The organism is Actinomadura litoris, assembly GCF_009733595.1.
Taxonomy (GTDB): domain Bacteria; phylum Actinomycetota; class Actinomycetes; order Streptosporangiales; family Streptosporangiaceae; genus Spirillospora; species Spirillospora litoris.
In genome coordinates this window covers 472,265-490,049 of sequence record NZ_WOFH01000001.1, presented here as the reverse complement: position 1 = coordinate 490,049, position 17,785 = coordinate 472,265, and the positions used below count along the sequence as shown (strand labels likewise).

The following is a 17,785-nucleotide window of genomic DNA, read 5'->3' as shown; positions in this document are numbered from 1 at the left end:
TTGGGAAAGCGATAACACCGCGAAAGCCGCGGCGAGGAGGGGGCTGATCCGGCGCATCGGAGGTCCCTTCTCAGAGGTGACAACGCCTTTACTAAACCAGTGTTGCAACGGCGCCCCTGGCGACTACTCATGCAGCGGAAGCACCTTACGCGGACCCGGTCGAACCGGCCGGCCAACAGCGGCTCGGCGCCCCGCTCCGGACGCCGCCCGAAGGCGCTGAGCAATCCGGACGTTCCGGCTCCAGACCCGAGTCGACCTTCGCCACCGCGCCAAGGTCAACCTCGTATCAGCGGGCGCCTAGCGATGCCTGACGTCCAGGAATACCGCGGTGCCGCGGTTGCGCACCCGGAAGTCCACCGCGTCCCCCAGCCCCAGCACGAAGTCGGTACGGCCATGGCGGTCGGAGGTCATGACATAGGCACGTAGCAGGTGGAGGCCACTGATGAGCACCGGACGCTCAGGGTTCGGCTTGAGCAGCGTCCCCAAACCCTGCTTCCCCGTGATGGAATTGGCGTAACTGAAGGAGATCTCCAGGTATGCCTGGCCTGGCATTTCCACTTTTCTCGCCGACGGATCCTTGATCACTTCAGGGACGTACCGCACCCCGTATCCGGGAAGCGGCCGGGAGGCGTCAAACGTGAAGGTGACCCGGTCGTAGCCGTTGTGCTCGGTCGCCTGAACCTTGGTGAGAACACCGCTGTCCTCGCTGATCCGGGGATGCTGGCACAGGCTCGACGCCCAGGAGCGCCGATCGCAGCGCGGCTTGCCGTGCAGATGCCACGGGGGCAATGACCGAGAATGCGACGCCGAAGGTGATGGGGCCGGATTCACGGGCGAAGATGCAGGCGACCCGCTCCTGACCTCCGTGGCGGCCTTCCCCCCGTCAGACCCGCACGCCGTGGCGCCGAGAAGGAAAACCGCAACCAGGAGCCATCTTGAACGCATAAGTTATGCCTCCGGGCAGCAGGAAGAGGCCATGCCCATGCAGGCCGGCCTCACTTGCGTGGAACGCATGGTATTGAAGTAGAACACCTCTCAGGCTTGCGCTCCCGGTCAACATCCCACACCTTGGTGGCCCCCGTCCGCGCCGATGCCGCCTTCATCAACGGCGGACTCGTCGCACCCTACGCCCTACCCGATCAAGCCTGCCGGAAAGTAGCCTAAAGATCTTGATCCACAGCTCTTGACCATTGCTCTCGTCACCTCCAAGCAGCGCAGTGTGAGCAAGTGGACGTACTCCTCGGTCCGAGAGGTGCTGACCAATTCCAACTACACCGGCTACCTGGTGTAAAACCGCAAGGCCACCACCTCGGCCGGAGGCCGGAACAACTTTCCTGAGGCGTGGATCGGATCCGCGCGCCCACTCATCCTGCCCTGATGACTGCTAGCCGCGAATGTGGCGATCATGGGGATGGTGGGCTTGTGGCCATGGGTGTGGTAACCCCTATGGGGAACCGCGCGCATGGCTGCGCTCACAAATTCACCACCCACCGCTGCCGACTAACGATTTCGATTCCTTGACCGCGCGGGTCGTCAGGCAGGGCGAGAGCACCGCCGGGTCGGCATGGTGAATCCGCCGCCCGACGGATGCCGGGCTCGTCCTCGACCACGAGCAGGCTTGCGGTCATGGAGCTCACGGTGCCCTCGCATGGGTCGCACGGCGACCCCGGGACGTTCGGCGACTTGGGGGGCGGATGGTCCCGGCGGTCGAGCTACCTGGGCGGGTGCGGACGGTCGAGGGTGTGGCCCTTGGCGAACGCCGTGGTGAAGGCTTCGTCGCCGAGTGCCGATCGTGCCGTGCCGGTGATGCGGTCGACGTCCGCGCGTTCTTCGGGTGGCAGGGGCGCGCCCGTGGACTCGCGCAGGGCGGCGGCCTCGCCGAGGAGCCGTGCGGCGTCCGCCGGGGCGCCCGTGCGGGCCGCCACGCCGGCCATGCCTTCGAGGGCCAGCGCGATCGCCCGGGGGTCGCCGGTTTCCTGCGCGACGGCGAGGGCCTCCCGGTGGAGTTCCGCCGCCGCCGGGGCGTCCCCGCGCTGCTCGGCGGTGAATCCGAGCTCGGCCAGGGCGAGCGTGATGCCCGGCGCGAACCGCACCTCGCGTTCCCAGGCGAGGGCGGTGCGCATGTGGGTCTCGGCCTCGTCGAGGCGGCCCGCGCGGCGGGCGGTGAGGGCCAGGCCGGTGAGTGCGAAGGCCTCGCCGGGGCGGTAGCCGTGCTCGGCGGCGAGGCTCCTGCCCCGCTCGTGGCGGCGGTCCGACTCGGCGTGGTCGCCCGCCAGGAGGGCGAGCCGGCCGAGCGCGGACTGGAGCAGCGAGACCTGCAACCACAGCCCGAGCTCCTCGGCCGGCCGGAGGCCGCCGCGGACGAGCGCGGCGGCCTCGCGATGGTCGCCCTTGATCTCCGCGAGCCTGGCGAGCAGGTCGGTGGCCCGGGCCTGCCCCCACCGGTCTCCCAGTTCGTCGAACACCGCGAGGCTCTCCGTCCCGGCCCGGCCGAGCGTGCCGAGGTCGCCGCGGACGAGGGCCTGGTTGGCCTCGGTGGCCAGGGCCGCGGCGGTGCCCCAGCGGTCGCCGAGCCGCCGGAACACCGGCAGCGCCCGGTTCACCAGGTCCCGGCTGAGGGTCAGATCGCCCGCGCCGAGCAGCACGTCGCTGAGGAACCACTCCGCTCTGGCCTGTTCGCCCGGATCGGCGATGGCCTCCGAGGGCGTGCGGAATTGCGTGGTCCGTTCGCCGAGGAGGTCCAGGCCGGTCTTCCACGCCTCGGCCCGCGCTCTCGTCGCGGTGGGGGCCTCGTCCTGGACGCCCAGCGCCGTCGCGAACGCGCGCCGTCCCTCGCCGATCCTGCCGCGCAGGTACCGGTACCAGGCCATCGCGTTGACCAGCCGCAGGGCATGGCCGGCGTCGCGGCGTTGGACGGCCTCCTCCAGCGCCCCCCGCAGGTTGCCGTGCTCGGCGTCCAGACGCTGGAGCGCTCGCCGCTGGTCATGGCCGCGCAGCCGCCGCTCGGACCGTTCGGCCAGTTCCGTGTAGAAGGTCAGGTGCCGCAGGCGGAGCCGTCCGGTCTCCCCGGCCTCCTCCAGGCGTTCCAGGGCGTAGGCGGCGACCGATTCCAGCAGCCGGTAGCGGGTCCCGGCCGGGCCACCGGCCCTGACCACCATCGAGCGGTCGACGAGGCGGGCCAGCAGGCCGAGGACGTCCTCGGACGCCACGTCGCCGTCCGCGCAGACCTCCTCGGCCGCCTCCAGCGTGCAGCCATCGACGTGCACCGCGAGCCGCCGCAGGACGACGCGCTCCGCGTCGGAGAGCAGTTCCCAGCTCCAGTCGATCATCGCGCGCATGGTCCGCTGCCGCGCCGGGGCGCCGCGGTGCCCGGACGAGAGCAGCCGGAACCGGTCGTCGAGCCGTGCCGCCAGGTCGTGGACGTCCAGCGCCCGCAGGCGGGTGGCCGCGAGCTCCAGGGCCAGCGGGACGCCGTCCAGCCGGCGGCAGATCGCCGCGACCGCGCGGGCGTTCGCGGCGTCGATCTCGAATCCCGGCGCGGCGGCCGCGGCGCGCGCCTCGAACAGCCGGACGGCGCTGAACCGCCGGAGGGCCGCGGGCCCGTTGTCGGAGGGAGAGTAGGGCAGCTCCAGCGGAGGAACCGGCCAGACCGCCTCTCCGGCGAGCCCGAGGGGTTCCTGGCTGGTGGCGAGGATCGTGATTTCCGGTGCTGCCCGCAGCAGCCGCTCGCTCAGCGCGGCGACCGCGTCGATCACGTGCTCGCAGTTGTCCAGGACGAGCAGCGCCCTCCGGCCCCGCAGCACCCCGGCGAGCCGTTCGACCGGATCGGCGGCCACACCGGAACGCGGCAGGCCCGGCGCGGCGTCATCGCGGACGTCGAGGACGGCGATCACGGTCTCCGCCAGCAGGTCGCCCTCGCGGGCTCCCGCGAGCCGATCGCCCTCGCGGGCCCCCGCCACGCGGTCGAGGCCGGCCAGCTCGACGAGCCACACACCGTCCGGATGGCGTTCGGCCGCCCCGGAGGCGGTCTCCAGGGCCAGCCGCGTCTTGCCGACGCCGCCGGGTCCGGTGAGCGTGACCAGCCGGGCGGACTCCAGCAGCGTCCGGACCCGGGCCACCGCCTCGTCACGGCCGACCAGCTCGCTGATCTGCGCGGGGAGGTTGGTCCGCGGAGGCGTTCCGGGCGCCGCGGCGAGGGCGGGGTCCTGGTCGAGGATCCGCCGGTGGAGTTCGGCGATCCCGGGGCCGGGGTCGACGCCCAGTTCGTCGCGCAGGCGTGCCTGGAGGTCGGCGTAGGTCTCCAGGGCCTCGCCCTGGCGTCCGGCGCCGTACAGGGCGCGCATGTACGCGGCGCGGAGCCGTTCGCGCAGGGGATGCCGATCGACCAGGTCGCCCAGCTCGCTCGCCGGCGCTCCCCGCTCGCCGATCTCCAGGCTCGCCTCCGCCCGTTCTTCGACGGCCGTGAGCCGCCGCTCCTCCAGGAGGGCGATGGCGGGACGCGCGAACTCCTCGTCGGCGAAGTCGGCGAAGGCCGGTCCGCGCCACAGCTCCAGCGCCTCCGTCAGCAGGCCCGTCCGCGACCGCGGGTCGGGGGCTTCGCGCGCCCGCGCCAGCAGACCGGTGAACCGCGTCGCGTCGACGGCCTCGGCGTCCACCCGGAGCCGGTACCCCAGCCCCTCCTCGAAGGACACCAGGCCCCGGGCGCCCGGCTCGGCCTCGTCCAGGACGCGGCGCAGCTGCGAGACCTTGACCTGGAGCGCTCCAGCTGGATCGCGGGGCGGCGCGGCGCCCCACAGGTCGTCGATCAACCGGTCCACCGGCACCGGCCGTCCCTCGTGCCCGAGCAGGACGGCCAGCAGCGCCCGTATCTTCGCCCCGCGCACCGCCACCGGGGTGCCGTCCGCTGTCCACACCTCCAGCGGTCCGAGCACCCCGAATCGCATGTCCCCACGATAACGGGCGCCTTCTCCGAGATCGGTCCGGTCGCCCTCCACTTGCGGGCGCGTGAAAGCGCGCGGTAGGCGCCGGATAAGCGCCCGTCGGCAGGCTCGACCCACCGAACCGCGCAGGACGGAGATTCGAAGGGAGCGCGCGATGACCGCGTCAGGACCGCTGAACATCGTCATCATCGTCGGCAGCACGCGGCACGGCCGATTCGGCCCCACGGTCGCCGGGTGGTTCGCCGCTGAGGCCGGCCGGCATCCCGGCCTCGCCCTCGACGTCGTCGACCTGGCCGAGGCCGTCCTCCCCGAGGTCCTCCCCGCCCAGCCGGGCGCCGCCGGCGCGCCCGCGCCGGTCCGCGAGCTGGGCGGACGGCTGGCCCGGGCCGACGCGTTCGTGGTCGTGACACCCGAGTACAACCGCAGCTTCCCCGCCCCGCTCAAGACGGCCATCGACTGGTTCGTGGACGAATGGCGGGCCAAGCCGGTCGGCTTCGTCTCCTACGGCGGGGCATCCGGCGGCCTGCGCGCCGTGGAGCACCTCCGGCAGGTCTTCGTCGAGCTCCACGCCGTCACCGTCCACGACACGGTCAGCTTCCACTTCTGCCGGGACAGGTTCGACGACCATGGCCGGCCGATCGACGCCGCCGGCTGCGGCGCGGCGGCCGAGAGCCTGATCGGCCAGCTGACCTGGTGGGCGCGCGCCCTGCGCGACGCCCGCGCCGAACGTCCCTACGCGGCCTGACCGAAGCCTTGATCCCGACGCTGTGAAGGAGCCCGTCATGAAGCCCCGAGAGAAGACCGCCACCGGCGGCGGGCCGCGCCTGGTCCTCGGCCTGCTGGCCTTCTCCAGCCTGATCACCTCGCTCGACTTCACCATCGTGTACGTGGCGCTGCCCGACATCGCGCGGGACGTCGGCCTGTCCGGCCACGCCACCCAGTGGGTGGTCAGCGCCTACGCCGTCTTCTTCGGCGGGTTCCTGCTGCTGGGCGGCCGCTCGGCCGATCTGCTGGGCCGCCGCCGCATGTTCGTCCTCGGAATGCTGCTGTTCGGCGGCGCGTCGCTGCTGGGCGGGCTGGCGGCGTCGCCCGCGCTGCTGATCGCCGCGCGGGCCGTCCAGGGGGTCGGCGGGGCGGTGCTGTTCCCCGCCACGCTCTCGCTGGTCACCACCAGGTTCGCCGAAGGCCCCGACCGCGTCCGGGCGCTGGCCGTATGGGCCATGGCCGGTGCGGGCGGGCTGAGCCTGGGCGCGCTGCTCGGCGGCGTCCTGACCTACGCGTTCGGCTGGGCGGCGGTGTTCCTGGTGAACGTGCCGCTGGTCGTGGCGGGCACCGTGGGCGCGTACGTCCTCCTCTCCCCGGACGGCCCGCGTGCGCGGGGACGCGGCTTCGACATCCCGGGCGCCCTGACCGGAACGGCCGGGCTGACCCTGCTGGTGTTCGCCATCGCGCAGGGCCCGGAGGTCGGCTGGACCGCGCCGCGGGTCGCCGCGTCCGCCGTCCTCGCGGTGGCGCTGCTGACCGCCTTCGTCATCGTCGAGGCACGCACCGAGAACCCGCTGATGCCGCTGCGGCTGTTCGGCAACCCCAACGTCCGCGCCGCCCTGCTGGTGATCCTCACCTTCGGCATCTCGATGCAGAACCTCGTCTACTTCCTCAGCCTGTACCTCCAGGGCGTGCTCGGCTACTCGGCGCTCCAGGGCGGGCTGGCCTTCCTGAGCCTCTCGGTGGTGATCGGGATCGCCAACTTCGTCGCCGAGCGGCTGATCATCCGCATCGGCGCCCGGCCGACCCTGGTCATCGCGCTGCTGCTCGGCTCCGGGGGCGGCGCTCTGATGGCCGCCGGGATGCTCGCCGACGGCTCGTACTGGACGATCCTCGCGGGCCTGATCGTCTACGGGCTGGGCATGGGCTCCATCTACCCGACCATGTTCGGCGCCTCCGGAACCGGGGTCGCCGACGAGGACCAGGGCGCCGCCGGGGGCATGGCCAACACCGCCATGCAGATCGGGACGAGCATCGGCCTGGCCGTCCTGGTCGGGGTCTCCACCTCCGGTCTCGGCGACCTGACCGGCGAGGCGTTGCGCACGGCCACGGCCGGCGGACTGCGCGACGCGGTCTACATCGCGGCCGGCTTCACCCTGGTCGGCATCCTCGCCGCCCTGGCCCTTCCCCGCCGCGCCGCCCCGTCCCCCACCCGCACCACCGAGGAGTCCTCGCCCGCCCTCCGCTGACCTCGTCCCGACCGCCGGCCCGCCGGTTCAGGGGCTCGCGTGACGGCGGTAGTGGCGCGCGACCCTGGCCCGGTTGCCGCAGCCCGGCGAGCACCAACCGCGTCGTGAGCGCGAACGGTGGTAGTAGAGCACGCAGCCGGGTCCGTAGCAGGCGCCGAGCCGGATCTCCGGTCGCTCGGACAGCAACTCGTCGGCCTGGAGAGCCAGGCCGACGAGTTCGCGTTCGAACCCGTGGACGCTGAACCGCCAGTCGCGGCGGAACCCCCGCTCGCCCTCCCGTCTCAGTTCGGGGACGCAGGACGCGGTGAAGCCGTTCAGGTTCTCCAGGGCGCGGTCGACCGACAGGCCCGTGTCCACGGCGGCGGGACGTTCGTCGTCCACCACGGTCGCGGCGAGGCGGCGCAGGGCATCGCGGAGTGCCCGGGCCAGGAGCAGGTCGTCCTCGCCGAGTGGGCCGGTGGACGGGATCCCGCATTGCCGCGCCCAGCGTTCCAGTTGCCCGACCGTGGACAGAGCGTCGTGCACTCCGCCCGCGCCCGCCCAGATCGTGTTCATCAGGCGCACCGGCGTTGGCTCGGAGGGATACAGGTCGGGCACGTCGTCGATCGTCATGGCTCCTCGTGCTCGGCTCCCGGCGCGGCCCGGAACCCCTGATGTATCAAGGCTTGCTTCGCATTAGTGTGCGCTCTTAGGCTGCGAATGGCAGGACGGTTCCTGATCATCGATGCCGTGGCCCGCTCGGACGCCGACCGAAAGTTTGCGCCGCGCAGGGATGGCGGCGTAGGCATCGCCCCGTGGCAGCAGAACAATGGGAGCTTTCCACCGGACCGCCCGGGCCGCACCACTTGCCCTCGACGCCCGGAGTGATCACGATCAGCCCGGACGTCGTGGCCCCGAGGTGATGCCCGCACACCGGCGAGTACTGGCCGTTCCACGCCCACAGCCGCGCACTGCCGCGGCTCGGAACGCGGGCCCGACACGTTGCGCGCAGGCCGCCAAGCTACCGAATCGGAATGTCGACTCCGTGCTCATGGGCCGGACGTGGGCCGACGATTCGGCGCTCCGCCTCGCTGATCGCCAGGTCGTTGATGCTCGCCTCCCGGCGCGACATCAGGCCCCCGTCGGTGAACTCCCACAGTTCGTTGCCGTAGCTGCGCCACCATTGGCCCTCGTGGTCGTGCCACTCGTACTGGAAGCGGACGGCGATCCGGTTGCCGCGAAAGCCCCACAGGCTCTTGCGCAGCGCGTAGTCCTGCTCGCGTTCCCACTTGGCGGCGAGGAATTCCACGATCGCCTCGCGACCGGTGACGAAGCTGTCTCGGTTGCGCCACACGGAGTCGGGCGTGTACGCCAGGGAGACGCGGTGCGGGTCACGCGTGTTCCAGGCGTCTTCTGCGGCCTGGACCTTTTGCAGGGCCGTTTCCTCATCGAAGGGCGGGAACGGCGGGCGGGACTCGGGCATGAAGGGTTCCTTCCGATTGCGGGCTATGGCGGCCGGGGGCGAGGCGGGTGGGCCCGTGACCGCGGCAACCAGGTGGAAGCCGACGGAGTCGTCCGCTGAACCGGACGCGGCACGGATCGAATACTCGATCAACACGACTGCGCCCACGGGTACCGGGTGGAGGGGCGCCCGGGGCGGCGCGGATGTGGAGCCGGGCCGTTCACCATCGCCCTGGACATGTTCGGAGTCGTGCCGAGGGCCTCGTGGACCGGGTCGAGCAGCTCCTTCGCGGCACCTGTGGCGGTCGCGCGATCGAGGTGGTCACGTGGAGCTCCTCAGCACACCTAACGGATACACGTCTAGTATCCATTAGAATCCTAGGCAGGCTCTTCCGTGGATGTCAAACGCTTGGCGGTGCTCCATCCATTAGAAGACGCTGCAATGTGCGCGTGCCCGCTCCGCGGCCCCACCGCCCCGCTCCTGGGGCAGGCGCTGCCTGGGCCTACTCACTTGCTTCGATCGAGGACGCGCGGCGGTGGCAGGTTGTCCTGTGTAAGGATCGACAGTCCGTACCCGGGTGCACCAACGAGCCGAACCAGTGAAGGACCGGGGCGTCCGCGTCACCTGCGCCGGCTCGCGGCCGAGCGGACCGGTGACCCCGAGAGGCGGCGGAGTCCGCGATCTCGAACCTCTGAACAGCCGTCCGGACGATCAACCAGAGCGCCCGTCTCGCGTAGACCCGCCCGCCGCTCAGATCGCTGCCGACCTGGAAGCCACCCGGACCAAGCCACGGGAAGTGCGGAATGCGGCGCCCGAGCGGCCCTGTCCCGAACTGCTGGATGTGTTCAGGCTACGCATGCGGTACGACCGGACGGCCGATCTCGTGGAGTGTGAAGTCACCATCACGTCCGAGATCGCGGGCACCCGGCACGACGCGGCATGTGCGGTGATCGACGGCGGCGCCATGGACACGCGCGCCGGTCCGCGTGGTACCCCCTACGGGGCCCGCCGCAGACCGGCTCCACCCCCCACCCCACCCAACGCCCGCCTAACCATCCCATCCCGCTTCACGATCACGTGACCCCGCACGCTGGAGTGACAGGACTGGCACAAGCCACAGCGCACGCGGAGCACTGGGCCCTGCGAGCTTGATACACAACCTGCGGACTAGAGACCAGCGCTCTCGTATACTGCGGCCGTGCAGCCAGTGCCGCAGGTCAGCGTAGGCGTAGCCTTTCGACTCGCGCTTGCCCTGATCTACAGGGCTCGGGCCCGTCGTCTCCCCTTCTGGCAGCGCTGACGCCGACCAAATCGATCGCGTACCGCGACCAGTCCAGCTCACCGCGTGCTCTCAGTTCATCGGGCACCATCCGGAGCATTGGGGCCTGCGCCCAGTCGGTAGCACGACGATGCACCGTCGCCCCCAACGGTCCAAACCCGGCGGCAGTTGCTGCCAGGTACAGCCGGTGGTCGCCGCAAAGGTAATCGCGGCCAGCACCGCCCGACCCCCATGCCGCCGCCGACCACCGCCCCGCGGCCGCCTCGGAGCGGGCGGCACCACCCGCTGGAACAGCTCCCGCAGTTCCTCGGAAACCATTCATTCGACCATCGCCACGGCCAGCAGACCACCGCCAACTCACCGATTGAGATGATGCCTAAGTGCACGGCGGCTCGACAGAAGCGCGACGTCCTTCCGGCTCGTGCCTCGCTGAAGACTCTTCAGCACAGACTGCTGGGTCTCTGGTGTCCAGAATATCTTAAGGCTCTCCCGCGCCCGAGTGACGGCCGTGTAGAAGATGCTGTGTGTGATGTCGTCCTCGTTGGCATCCGTAATGACGATCTTGACGGAGTCGTACTCAAGGCCTTGCGCCTTGTGGATTGAGACAGCGTAGGCGACCTGGAACGGCACGGAGGTATTGACTGAATCGTCGTCCTCATCGCTGATGTCGTGGTCGTAGACGGAGAAGCGCACGGTCGAGCCTCCCACCCGCTCCAGCTCCCCGCCGCCGACGTCGATCTCGGTGAGTGGCCGATCCAGCTCGACATCGAACCGGATATGTCCCGGGGCGGCCGCGATGTCGACGATCCGGCCTTTCAGGTTGTTGTAGATCACGGGCCGGAACCGCTCGGTCTCGTGAAACAGGACAGGATCGTCGACCTTGTAGGTGGAGACACGCCAGGTCGTGGCCGGGTTCGGGTTGCCGCTCTGAAGGAAGCGGTTGACGTTGTTGATGCCGTACAGCCCGTCGTAATTCAGGCACAGGATGATCTCATCCTGGCGCTGAGCCTCGAACAGAGACTTGTCGAGCACGGTGGAGTAGCCGTTGCGGGCGATGGCCTCGGCGATATCGTCCTCGAGGTTGCGCACCTTGCCCCAGAAGCCCAAGAGTGACTCGCTGGTGGTTCGGAACGGCGTCGTCAGCTCGAACACCGAAGTGCTTGGAATGAATGAACGGATGATGCTGAACCAGTTGCCGAACTGGATCGACTGGATCTGGTAGACGTCGCCCACCAGGACAAGCAACTTGAAGGACGTATTCTCCAGCACCTTGAGCAGGTCAGCGTTACTGACGATGCTGCACTCGTCGATGACCAGAAGGTCGTACTCCAGATCCAAGGTGGGCTGGTAGGTCTGGCTACTGATCGTCCGGAAGGTCGAGCCCTGAGCGGTAACCCTGCGCTTAAGGTTGTCGATCGCCGGGTTGGTGTGAGCCAGGAAGAGCTTGGCCTTGTCGTTGAAGTAGTTCGCGATGTGATCGACCATCGTTGACTTGCCTGTGCCGGCCGCGCCGTAGACCAGGGCCACCTTCGACTGACTGAACAGGCGCTTGAGCGCGTCTCTCTTGGCCTCGTCGTCGATGCCGCGAGGCGCCTCATCCAGCCAGCGCTCGACGGTTACCGTGTAGCCGTCGATCCCGGACGAGGCATACTCCTGTAGCTTCTTGACGATGGCGACAGTGTCGTCCTCGTACCCACGGATGAAAACTTGGCCCTTGTCCTGCACCAGTCGGCGCCCGGTGTGCTTGTAATAGAGCAAGCCGTTGTAAGTAGCGATCAACTTGTCGACGTCACCGAACTCCTCGAGATCGGCGGCGGATGTGTAGAGCATTCCGTGGCGGTCGACGTTGTTCCGCACTCGCCGAGCGAGCAACTCGTGATTTCGCCCGGTCATGTCAAGGGCCTCAACGAGATCCCAGTAGCGCGGGTTGTGTCCCGGCAGCGAGGTGCAGAAGGGCATCTGGTCGAAAGGAATGCAGCCGTAAACCAAGTTCAGCCCAGAAAGACGGCCGCAGTTCTCCAAGTGGTGCTGGGGCCTGAGAACCTGGTTGTGCATCCGAAGCATGAGGTAGCGGATGACATTGTGTCCCGGAGCAGTTGACCGTACGATGCGGCGCGCCTCGTCCAGTACTGGGAAGATTTGCGCCTTGGTGACACCGACGGTGCCCTCGGCCTTGGTTGCCGTGTACTTGTCGTCGGGCATGTCGATAAGGTCGAGCAGGCTGCCCGAGCCCACTGTGAGGCCCCGCATCAGGTAGTTGTACTCGGAGGAATTGGTCCGGACCTTAGTGGTGATGCCCAGGAGGCGCGCGAAGTTGTTGAATTCGCAGGGCCGAATTGACACCTCCCATTCACCGATGATCGTGATCGGCATGCTCTGGTCGAGGACGTCGATCGAGTCACGCTGAAGCGTCAGGATGGCCGAGTACTTATCGGTCATGTCGATGTCGGTGAACGCGATCACGCGGTCGAACTTGCTGACCTGGTTGACGGCTCGGTAGAAGGTGACCTCGTAGTAGATGCGTCCCCCAACGAAGAACGGGCGCGTCTTATGGATGTAGTAGCGGTGCCGCGCTCCGCTGCCCGATCCTGCCGAACGCAGTGCCTCGATTCGGGCGGCGATCTTTTCGTGGTACTCGCGCAGCGACGGGTCGAGATCGACTGGGAAGGACTCCAAATTTGCCAGCACGGCGACCCCGAAGCTGTCCCATAGCAGGGTGCGGATGCGCAGGAGATACTCGTAGTATTTGAGCATCAGGCGCTCGGAGGCATCCCCGTCCAGCGTGTAGTGCGACGCACTGATCTGAATGAGCTTGTGGAACTTCCCGAGGAAGTTCAGCTTGGCCTTGGCCTTGACGAAATTGAGTCCTGGATCGATTGCCGCGTAGTTGTACTCAGCGTCATCCGTGCCCGCGTGCAAACGGACGGCGACGCCTTCGACCAGGTTCCGAAGCTGAGCAATGAGGTTTTGGGACAGTAGAGCTCGCTGATCCGGCAGCGAGTCGATGTTCCGACAGATCGCCTCATCCGTGCTCTGAATGTGCTCGACGACCGTGGTCATGAACCTTCACCTCTTTGCTCCGCCGACCGATCCGTCGAGTATCTGCTGATCTGCTCTAACTCACGCCTGTCCGGCACAGCGGCGATCAGCCCTTCGGTTGCCGCTGCGAGTAGGTGCCCCTGTCCGCGGTGTTGACGCAGCGCAGCAGGGCCGAGCAAGTCGGCGCTGCCCGGGCCGCGGCGGGCTCGGGCGGCACCTGCCAGGCAGTACCCGAGGAGGCGCGAACCACGCCGGCGTGTGAGGCGTGGCGCGAAGAAGTCCCCCACCGCCACAGCGACATCCGTATCCGCATCGCGACAGTCCCCAGCCCGCCCGCACGCGCTCCGACGTAGAACGCCCACTGGTCCAATCCGCGCCGCCGCCTGGCCTCGGCGAAGGCTGCCCTGTGTCCGAAGGCCACACCCACCCGGATGATCGCCTCCTTAGGCAAGCGCGCTGACTCCTCAGGGAGCAGCGCAGGCTTATCAGCAATCGCCATGCCCAAGAGGCTGGCAGGCCACCCACGGGCGAAGCAACGCTATTCTGCAACGGGATGGGGCAGCTTCTCGCGCATCAATCACAAAGCGCTGGCGGCGAGCGCGGCAGGAGCACGGAGATCGCGCACTGCGCTCACAAGGCTCGCTCGGACGGTCCAGCTGAGCCCCAAGCTGCTGGGGGCGCTGGAGCAGGAACTGGCCAAGGGCCCGCTCGCACACGGCTACAGCGATCAGACCTGGACACTGGAGCGCATCAAAACCCTGATCGGGCGGCGTTTCCACAAGAGCATGACCTTCTCGGGCATCGCGCAGATGCTGCACCACAACGGCGGGAGCCACCAGGTCCCCGCCGCCGCGCTGGCGAACGCGACCCCCGAGCGGGTGAGTGGATGGGTGAAGGAGACCTGGCTCCAGGTGGAAGCACCGTGCCGGCGCATCGGGCATAGATCTTCTTCGAAGACGAGGCCCGGTTCACGGGCGACGCCGCCGACCCGCCGCACCTGGTCCAGAAGCGGCCATACCCCACTCGTCACCGTGCGGGGCCGCTCGCAGCGGCGCATCTCGATCGCCGCCCTGGCCTGCTATCGGCCCGGGTGACGATCCCGGCTGATCTACCGGCGCCACCACCACACCGACCACAAGCAGCCCGGACGCCGCAGCTTCGCCTGGACCCACTACCGGAACCTGCTGATCGCCGCCCACACCAGTTGAACGGCCCGATCGTGCTGGTCTGGGACAACCTGTGCACGTGGACCTGGACGAGGAGACTCGCTGCAGTGGGGACGTTTACCTGACTCGACTGACGGTTTCATGAAACCCTCGTGATCCGAGCGATGACTTTTATGTCGGACATCGGTTTGGAGATGAGACTTCATGGCCCCCAGATCCCAGGAGCGTGCGCACCGGCCTCAGCCTGAGAAGATCACGGACTTGGCCTCGCGGGTCAGAGCGGGGGAGGTCAGGTTGCCTAAGTTCCAGCGGACATTCGTCTGGACGCGTCAGCAGGTGATCGACCTGCTGGACTCCATCTCGCGGAACTATCCGATCGGCAGTCTACTGCTCTGGGACAGCCCCATGAGCTTGGCCAGCGAGCGCAGTATCGCTGATCTGGAGATCGAGCAGTTCGATGAGCGAGAACGGTGGACCTACCTGCTGGACGGTTGCCAGCGCCTCTCGACCATCTGCGGTGCGCTGTACTGGGAGCCCAAGGACGATCCACGCAGCTTCTGGAACCTGGTCTACGACCTCGATGAAGAGCGTTTCCTCCACCGGTCCGATCTCGAGGAACCGCCCATTCATCAGGTCCCGCTCCGCCTGCTGACGCAACCCTCACTCTTCTTCAAACGGTTGTCGGGCCTTGATTCCGAGGAACAGGAGAACGCCGCCCACCACCTCTTTGATAGCTTCACCAAGTACGAGACTGCCGTCGTAACCCTGAAGTCCGCATCATTCAGCGAGATCGGCCGAATCTTTGAGCGAGTCAATACTCGCGGCACGCCGCTGACCACTGTCGAGTTCATCCGTGCTGCGACATGGCGCCGCGATTTCGACCTGCTTGACGCCATCGACCGCGTGCGTAACACGCTGGCAGCCAAGCATTACGGCAAGATCGAACGGAAGCTGCTGCTGAGAGCTATTTCCGCTGCTGTTGGCCTCGGTTTCGCGACAGGTGATATCGAACGGTTGCCCTCTGTTAGCCATGGTCATCTAGTCAAGACTATCGAAGAAACCGAGAGAGCTGCCCGGCTGGCTGTCGATTTTCTGACCGTCGAGATCGGCACCCCCACCGCCGAAGCGCTTCCCTACCCAAATCAACTAGCCGTCGTCATCGAGCTCTTCCGGCAGCTTCCGCGTCCGGATGGGCAACAGTTCGCTGAGATCCGCAGCTGGTTCTGGCGGACTGCACTCAGCAGGTACTACGAAGGCTGGAATTCTCGGAAGATGGCCGCAGACATGGAGGCTGTAACGACCTTTGCCCAAGGCGAGTCCAAGCGCATCGACGTCGAGATCGCGCCGCTGTCCACTCGGTGGTGGCTGTCGAATCAGTACCGACGGGAATCGTCCTGGACCAAGGCATTGGCGCTCATGCTGGCCGCCGCGGGCCCCGTCGATCTGATCACGGGTGCGGCCATCGACACGGGTAAGGCGCTTGCCGACACCAACAGCATGCAGTTCCATCACCTTTTTCCCAAGGCGAAGCTTGGGAGGGATGGCCTTACTTTTGAGCAGGCCAACGTACTGGCAAACGTCGTGATGCTGACGGCTATCAGCAATCAGAAAATCTCCGACCAGGCACCGCCCACTTATCTTCAGGCCGAGATCGACTTCAGTGGAGAGGCTGAGGTCAGACGGCGGCTCGACACCTGTTTGATTTCGCCGCCTGCATTCGAGGCGGCAATGCGCGGCGACTACAAAGCGTTCCTAAGCGCGCGGGCCGAGACCCTACTGAACTGGGCTGAGGATTTGATCCGACGGGGTGGTAGGACCGAGGCGAGCATCTCGTCACCGGACGCCGACACACGGCGGCGCGCGAACGAGGTTGAGGTCGAGGACACTGACACAGACGACTAAGAGCGTGTCCTATGTGGTGAGGCGGACGAGTCGTTTGTAGCAGCACAGGGCGGCTGCGAGGCCGAGGAAGGCCAGGTAGTTGCGGGAGTTGCGTTCGTAGCGGTGGTTGAGTCTGCGGTAACCGGTGAGCCAGGAGAAGGTGCGTCCGATCACCCACCGCCGACGGCCTCATCGCCTGCTGGACTCGATGCCTTTGCGGGCTATACGCACGCCGATGCGCTGGCCGCGTCACCAACGGCGCAGGTCCGGGCGGTCGTAGGCTTTGTCGGCATGCAGGCGCCGGGGTTTGAAGCAGCGGCCGCGATCGGGGTCGTGTCTCGTTTGGTGGCCGACCACCAAGGGCTTCAGACCCTGGCTGTCGTGGACGTTGCCGGCCGAGACGCCGACGACCAGGGGCAGTCCGTTCGCATCCGACAGCACATGCATTGTGGAACCCGGCCTACCCCGGTCCACGGGGCTCGGACCTGTGTGTTCGCCCCCTTTTTCGCTCTCACATGGGCCGAATCGAGCACCACACGCGAGACGTCGATCAAGCCCGCCATCATCCAGCCGATGCAGCACCGCCTCTTGCAACCGGCCCCACACCCTCGCCCGCGACCAGATTACAAACCGGCGGTGAGCCGTCGCTTCGACATCCCGAAACACGGCGGCAACGCCCGCCACGCACAACCACTCACCAGCACATAGATGATCGCCGCGAACACCGTCTCATCAGGGGTGTCCTGCGTTCCCCCGCCCTGCGGGCGCACCCGCGACGGCGGGATCAACGGCTTGGCGATCTCCCATAATCCGTCCGGCACGATCCAACTCCACCTACCTTGACCCATATCAAACCCAACGACCGCCTCACCACATAGGACACGCTCTAAGAGGGCGTCTCATGTGGGTCGCGGGTGAGTTTCTTGTAGCAGGTGATGGTGGCTGAGAGGACGAGGAAGGCGTTGAACAGGTGGCCGTGGCGCTCGTAGCGGATGGTCAGACGCCGATAGCCCAGCAGCCAGGCCAGCGTCCGTTCGATCATCCAGCGGTGGCGGCCCAGGCGTTCTGCGGACTCGATGCCGGGGCGGGCGATGCGCGGCGTGATTCCGCCGTCGCGGAGCATGGCGAACAGGTCGTCGCTGCGTCGTTGGGCCAGGCAGATCAGGGCGGCGTTGTGACGTTTGCCCTGTTCTCTCTTCTTGCGGTAGTAGGCCCTGCTGACGAGGTCAGCGAGGGAGGCGAAGGCGGCCAAGAACATGGCGTGCTTGAGGTACTTGTTGCTGCCTTTGGGCGGGCGTTGTCCTTGATCGAGGTGCCGGACTGCTTGGTTACCGGGGCGAGACCTGCGTAGGCGGCCAGATGGCCGGGCGTGGGGAAGGCCGAGCCGTACCCGACCTCGAGCCGCACTAGGGAGGCGGTCCTGACCCCGAAGCCCGGCATTGAGGTCAGGGCCTTGGCGAGAGGGTGCGCATTAAGCATGATTTCGACCTCCGCGGCGGTCTGCTTGCGTTGATCGAGGACGTTGCGCAGCGGGACGGCCAGACGGGGCAGCACGGCCTCGGCTGGCGTTTAGTCCGGGACGGTCACCGTCTGAGCGTCCAGAGCAGTGATGCTGTCGGTGACGAGCTGCTCGCCCATGCACGGGGCGAGCTTGCGGACGAGGTTGAGCAGGCCGCGCTGCCCGGCAGCACGCAGGCCGGGCGCCCCGTCGAACCTGGCCAGGATCTCCGGGACGGCCGGGTGGTCGAGCTGTGCCCGAGAACGCGTTCGGGGACAGGGAAGACCTAAAGCCTGTTGCAGAAGGC

At 67.7% G+C, this 17,785-nt stretch carries 11 protein-coding genes and 3 pseudogenes; 5 read left to right on the top strand and 9 right to left on the bottom strand.

Annotated features, from left to right (window positions below; all coding sequences use genetic code 11):
• Positions 1 to 297: 297 nt before the first annotated feature.
• Positions 298 to 789 carry an AMIN-like domain-containing (lipo)protein gene (locus GNZ18_RS02190; RefSeq protein ID WP_156214367.1) on the bottom strand — a complete coding sequence of 164 codons (492 nt, stop codon included), beginning with the start codon at positions 787 to 789 and terminating at the stop codon, positions 298 to 300.
• Positions 790 to 1,183: 394 nt separating this feature from the next.
• Between GNZ18_RS02190 and GNZ18_RS41065 the strand changes: the two genes are divergently transcribed.
• The gene (locus GNZ18_RS41065; protein WP_216651121.1) at positions 1,184 to 1,291 is read left to right on the top strand and encodes a recombinase family protein; all 108 of its coding nucleotides are present in this window, start codon (positions 1,184 to 1,186) and stop codon (positions 1,289 to 1,291) included.
• Between the two features lie 421 nt (positions 1,292 to 1,712).
• On the opposite strand, the gene GNZ18_RS02185 is transcribed toward GNZ18_RS41065, so the two are convergent.
• Positions 1,713 to 4,943 carry an AfsR/SARP family transcriptional regulator gene (locus GNZ18_RS02185; RefSeq protein WP_156214366.1) on the bottom strand — a complete coding sequence of 1,077 codons (3,231 nt, stop codon included), beginning with the start codon at positions 4,941 to 4,943 and terminating at the stop codon, positions 1,713 to 1,715.
• A 151-nt stretch (positions 4,944 to 5,094) separates the two neighbouring features.
• On the opposite strand from GNZ18_RS02185, the gene GNZ18_RS02180 reads away from it, so the two are divergent.
• Entirely contained in the window at positions 5,095 to 5,685 is a 591-nt protein-coding gene (locus GNZ18_RS02180) for an NADPH-dependent FMN reductase (RefSeq protein ID WP_156214365.1), read from the top strand.
• A gap of 37 nt (positions 5,686 to 5,722) precedes the next feature.
• Positions 5,723 to 7,174, top strand: coding sequence for an MFS transporter (locus GNZ18_RS02175; RefSeq protein ID WP_156214364.1), 1,452 nt, complete (start codon positions 5,723 to 5,725; stop codon positions 7,172 to 7,174).
• Between the two features lie 27 nt (positions 7,175 to 7,201).
• Here GNZ18_RS02175 and GNZ18_RS02170 read toward each other — a convergent pair whose 3' ends face one another.
• The 4 genes from GNZ18_RS02170 to GNZ18_RS02155 form a co-directional block, all read right to left on the bottom strand.
• Positions 7,202 to 7,786 carry a CGNR zinc finger domain-containing protein gene (locus GNZ18_RS02170; RefSeq protein WP_156214363.1) on the bottom strand — a complete coding sequence of 195 codons (585 nt, stop codon included), beginning with the start codon at positions 7,784 to 7,786 and terminating at the stop codon, positions 7,202 to 7,204.
• A 388-nt stretch (positions 7,787 to 8,174) separates the two neighbouring features.
• Entirely contained in the window at positions 8,175 to 8,636 is a 462-nt protein-coding gene (locus GNZ18_RS02165; protein WP_156214362.1) for a nuclear transport factor 2 family protein, read from the bottom strand.
• Between the two features lie 1,330 nt (positions 8,637 to 9,966).
• The gene (locus GNZ18_RS02160) at positions 9,967 to 10,212 is read right to left on the bottom strand and encodes a transposase (RefSeq protein WP_156214361.1); all 246 of its coding nucleotides are present in this window, start codon (positions 10,210 to 10,212) and stop codon (positions 9,967 to 9,969) included.
• A 39-nt stretch (positions 10,213 to 10,251) separates the two neighbouring features.
• Positions 10,252 to 12,954, bottom strand: a complete 2,703-nt coding sequence (locus GNZ18_RS02155) for an ATP-dependent DNA helicase (protein ID WP_156214360.1) — start codon at positions 12,952 to 12,954, stop codon at positions 10,252 to 10,254.
• A gap of 476 nt (positions 12,955 to 13,430) precedes the next feature.
• Between GNZ18_RS02155 and GNZ18_RS02150 the strand changes: the two genes are divergently transcribed.
• Both GNZ18_RS02150 and GNZ18_RS02145 read left to right on the top strand, forming a co-directional pair.
• Positions 13,431 to 14,027, top strand: coding sequence for a winged helix-turn-helix domain-containing protein (locus tag GNZ18_RS02150; RefSeq protein WP_173390610.1), 597 nt, complete (start codon positions 13,431 to 13,433; stop codon positions 14,025 to 14,027).
• A 276-nt stretch (positions 14,028 to 14,303) separates the two neighbouring features.
• Complete coding sequence (locus tag GNZ18_RS02145; RefSeq protein WP_156214358.1) at positions 14,304 to 16,001, top strand: GmrSD restriction endonuclease domain-containing protein; 1,698 nt, start codon at positions 14,304 to 14,306, stop codon at positions 15,999 to 16,001.
• Positions 16,002 to 16,010: 9 nt separating this feature from the next.
• Here the strand turns inward: GNZ18_RS02145 and GNZ18_RS02140 are convergent.
• From GNZ18_RS02140 to GNZ18_RS41675, 3 pseudogenes are all read right to left on the bottom strand, one after another.
• Positions 16,011 to 16,828: pseudogene (locus tag GNZ18_RS02140) on the bottom strand (IS5 family transposase).
• A gap of 38 nt (positions 16,829 to 16,866) precedes the next feature.
• Positions 16,867 to 17,100 (bottom strand): annotated as a pseudogene (locus GNZ18_RS44195) (transposase); the annotation flags it as partial.
• A pseudogene (locus GNZ18_RS41675) lies at positions 17,095 to 17,764 on the bottom strand (transposase); the annotation flags it as partial. The pseudogenes GNZ18_RS41675 and GNZ18_RS44195, both read right to left, overlap by 6 nt.
• Positions 17,765 to 17,785: the final 21 nt, after the last annotated feature.

What these genes read in the sequence shown, in the direction of transcription:
- GNZ18_RS02185 (WP_156214366.1), bottom strand. Translation starts at nt 4,943, where the DNA reads ATGCGATTCGGGGTGCTCGGACCGCTGGAGGTGTGGACAGCGGACGGC.
- GNZ18_RS02180 (WP_156214365.1), top strand. Translation starts at nt 5,095, where the DNA reads ATGACCGCGTCAGGACCGCTGAACATCGTCATCATCGTCGGCAGCACG.
- GNZ18_RS02175 (WP_156214364.1), top strand. Translation starts at nt 5,723, where the DNA reads ATGAAGCCCCGAGAGAAGACCGCCACCGGCGGCGGGCCGCGCCTGGTC.
- GNZ18_RS02170 (WP_156214363.1), bottom strand. Translation starts at nt 7,786, where the DNA reads ATGACGATCGACGACGTGCCCGACCTGTATCCCTCCGAGCCAACGCCG.
- GNZ18_RS02165 (WP_156214362.1), bottom strand. Translation starts at nt 8,636, where the DNA reads ATGCCCGAGTCCCGCCCGCCGTTCCCGCCCTTCGATGAGGAAACGGCC.
- GNZ18_RS02160 (WP_156214361.1), bottom strand. Translation starts at nt 10,212, where the DNA reads ATGGTTTCCGAGGAACTGCGGGAGCTGTTCCAGCGGGTGGTGCCGCCC.
- GNZ18_RS02155 (WP_156214360.1), bottom strand. Translation starts at nt 12,954, where the DNA reads ATGACCACGGTCGTCGAGCACATTCAGAGCACGGATGAGGCGATCTGT.
- GNZ18_RS02150 (WP_173390610.1), top strand. Translation starts at nt 13,431, where the DNA reads ATGCCCAAGAGGCTGGCAGGCCACCCACGGGCGAAGCAACGCTATTCT.
- GNZ18_RS02145 (WP_156214358.1), top strand. Translation starts at nt 14,304, where the DNA reads ATGGCCCCCAGATCCCAGGAGCGTGCGCACCGGCCTCAGCCTGAGAAG.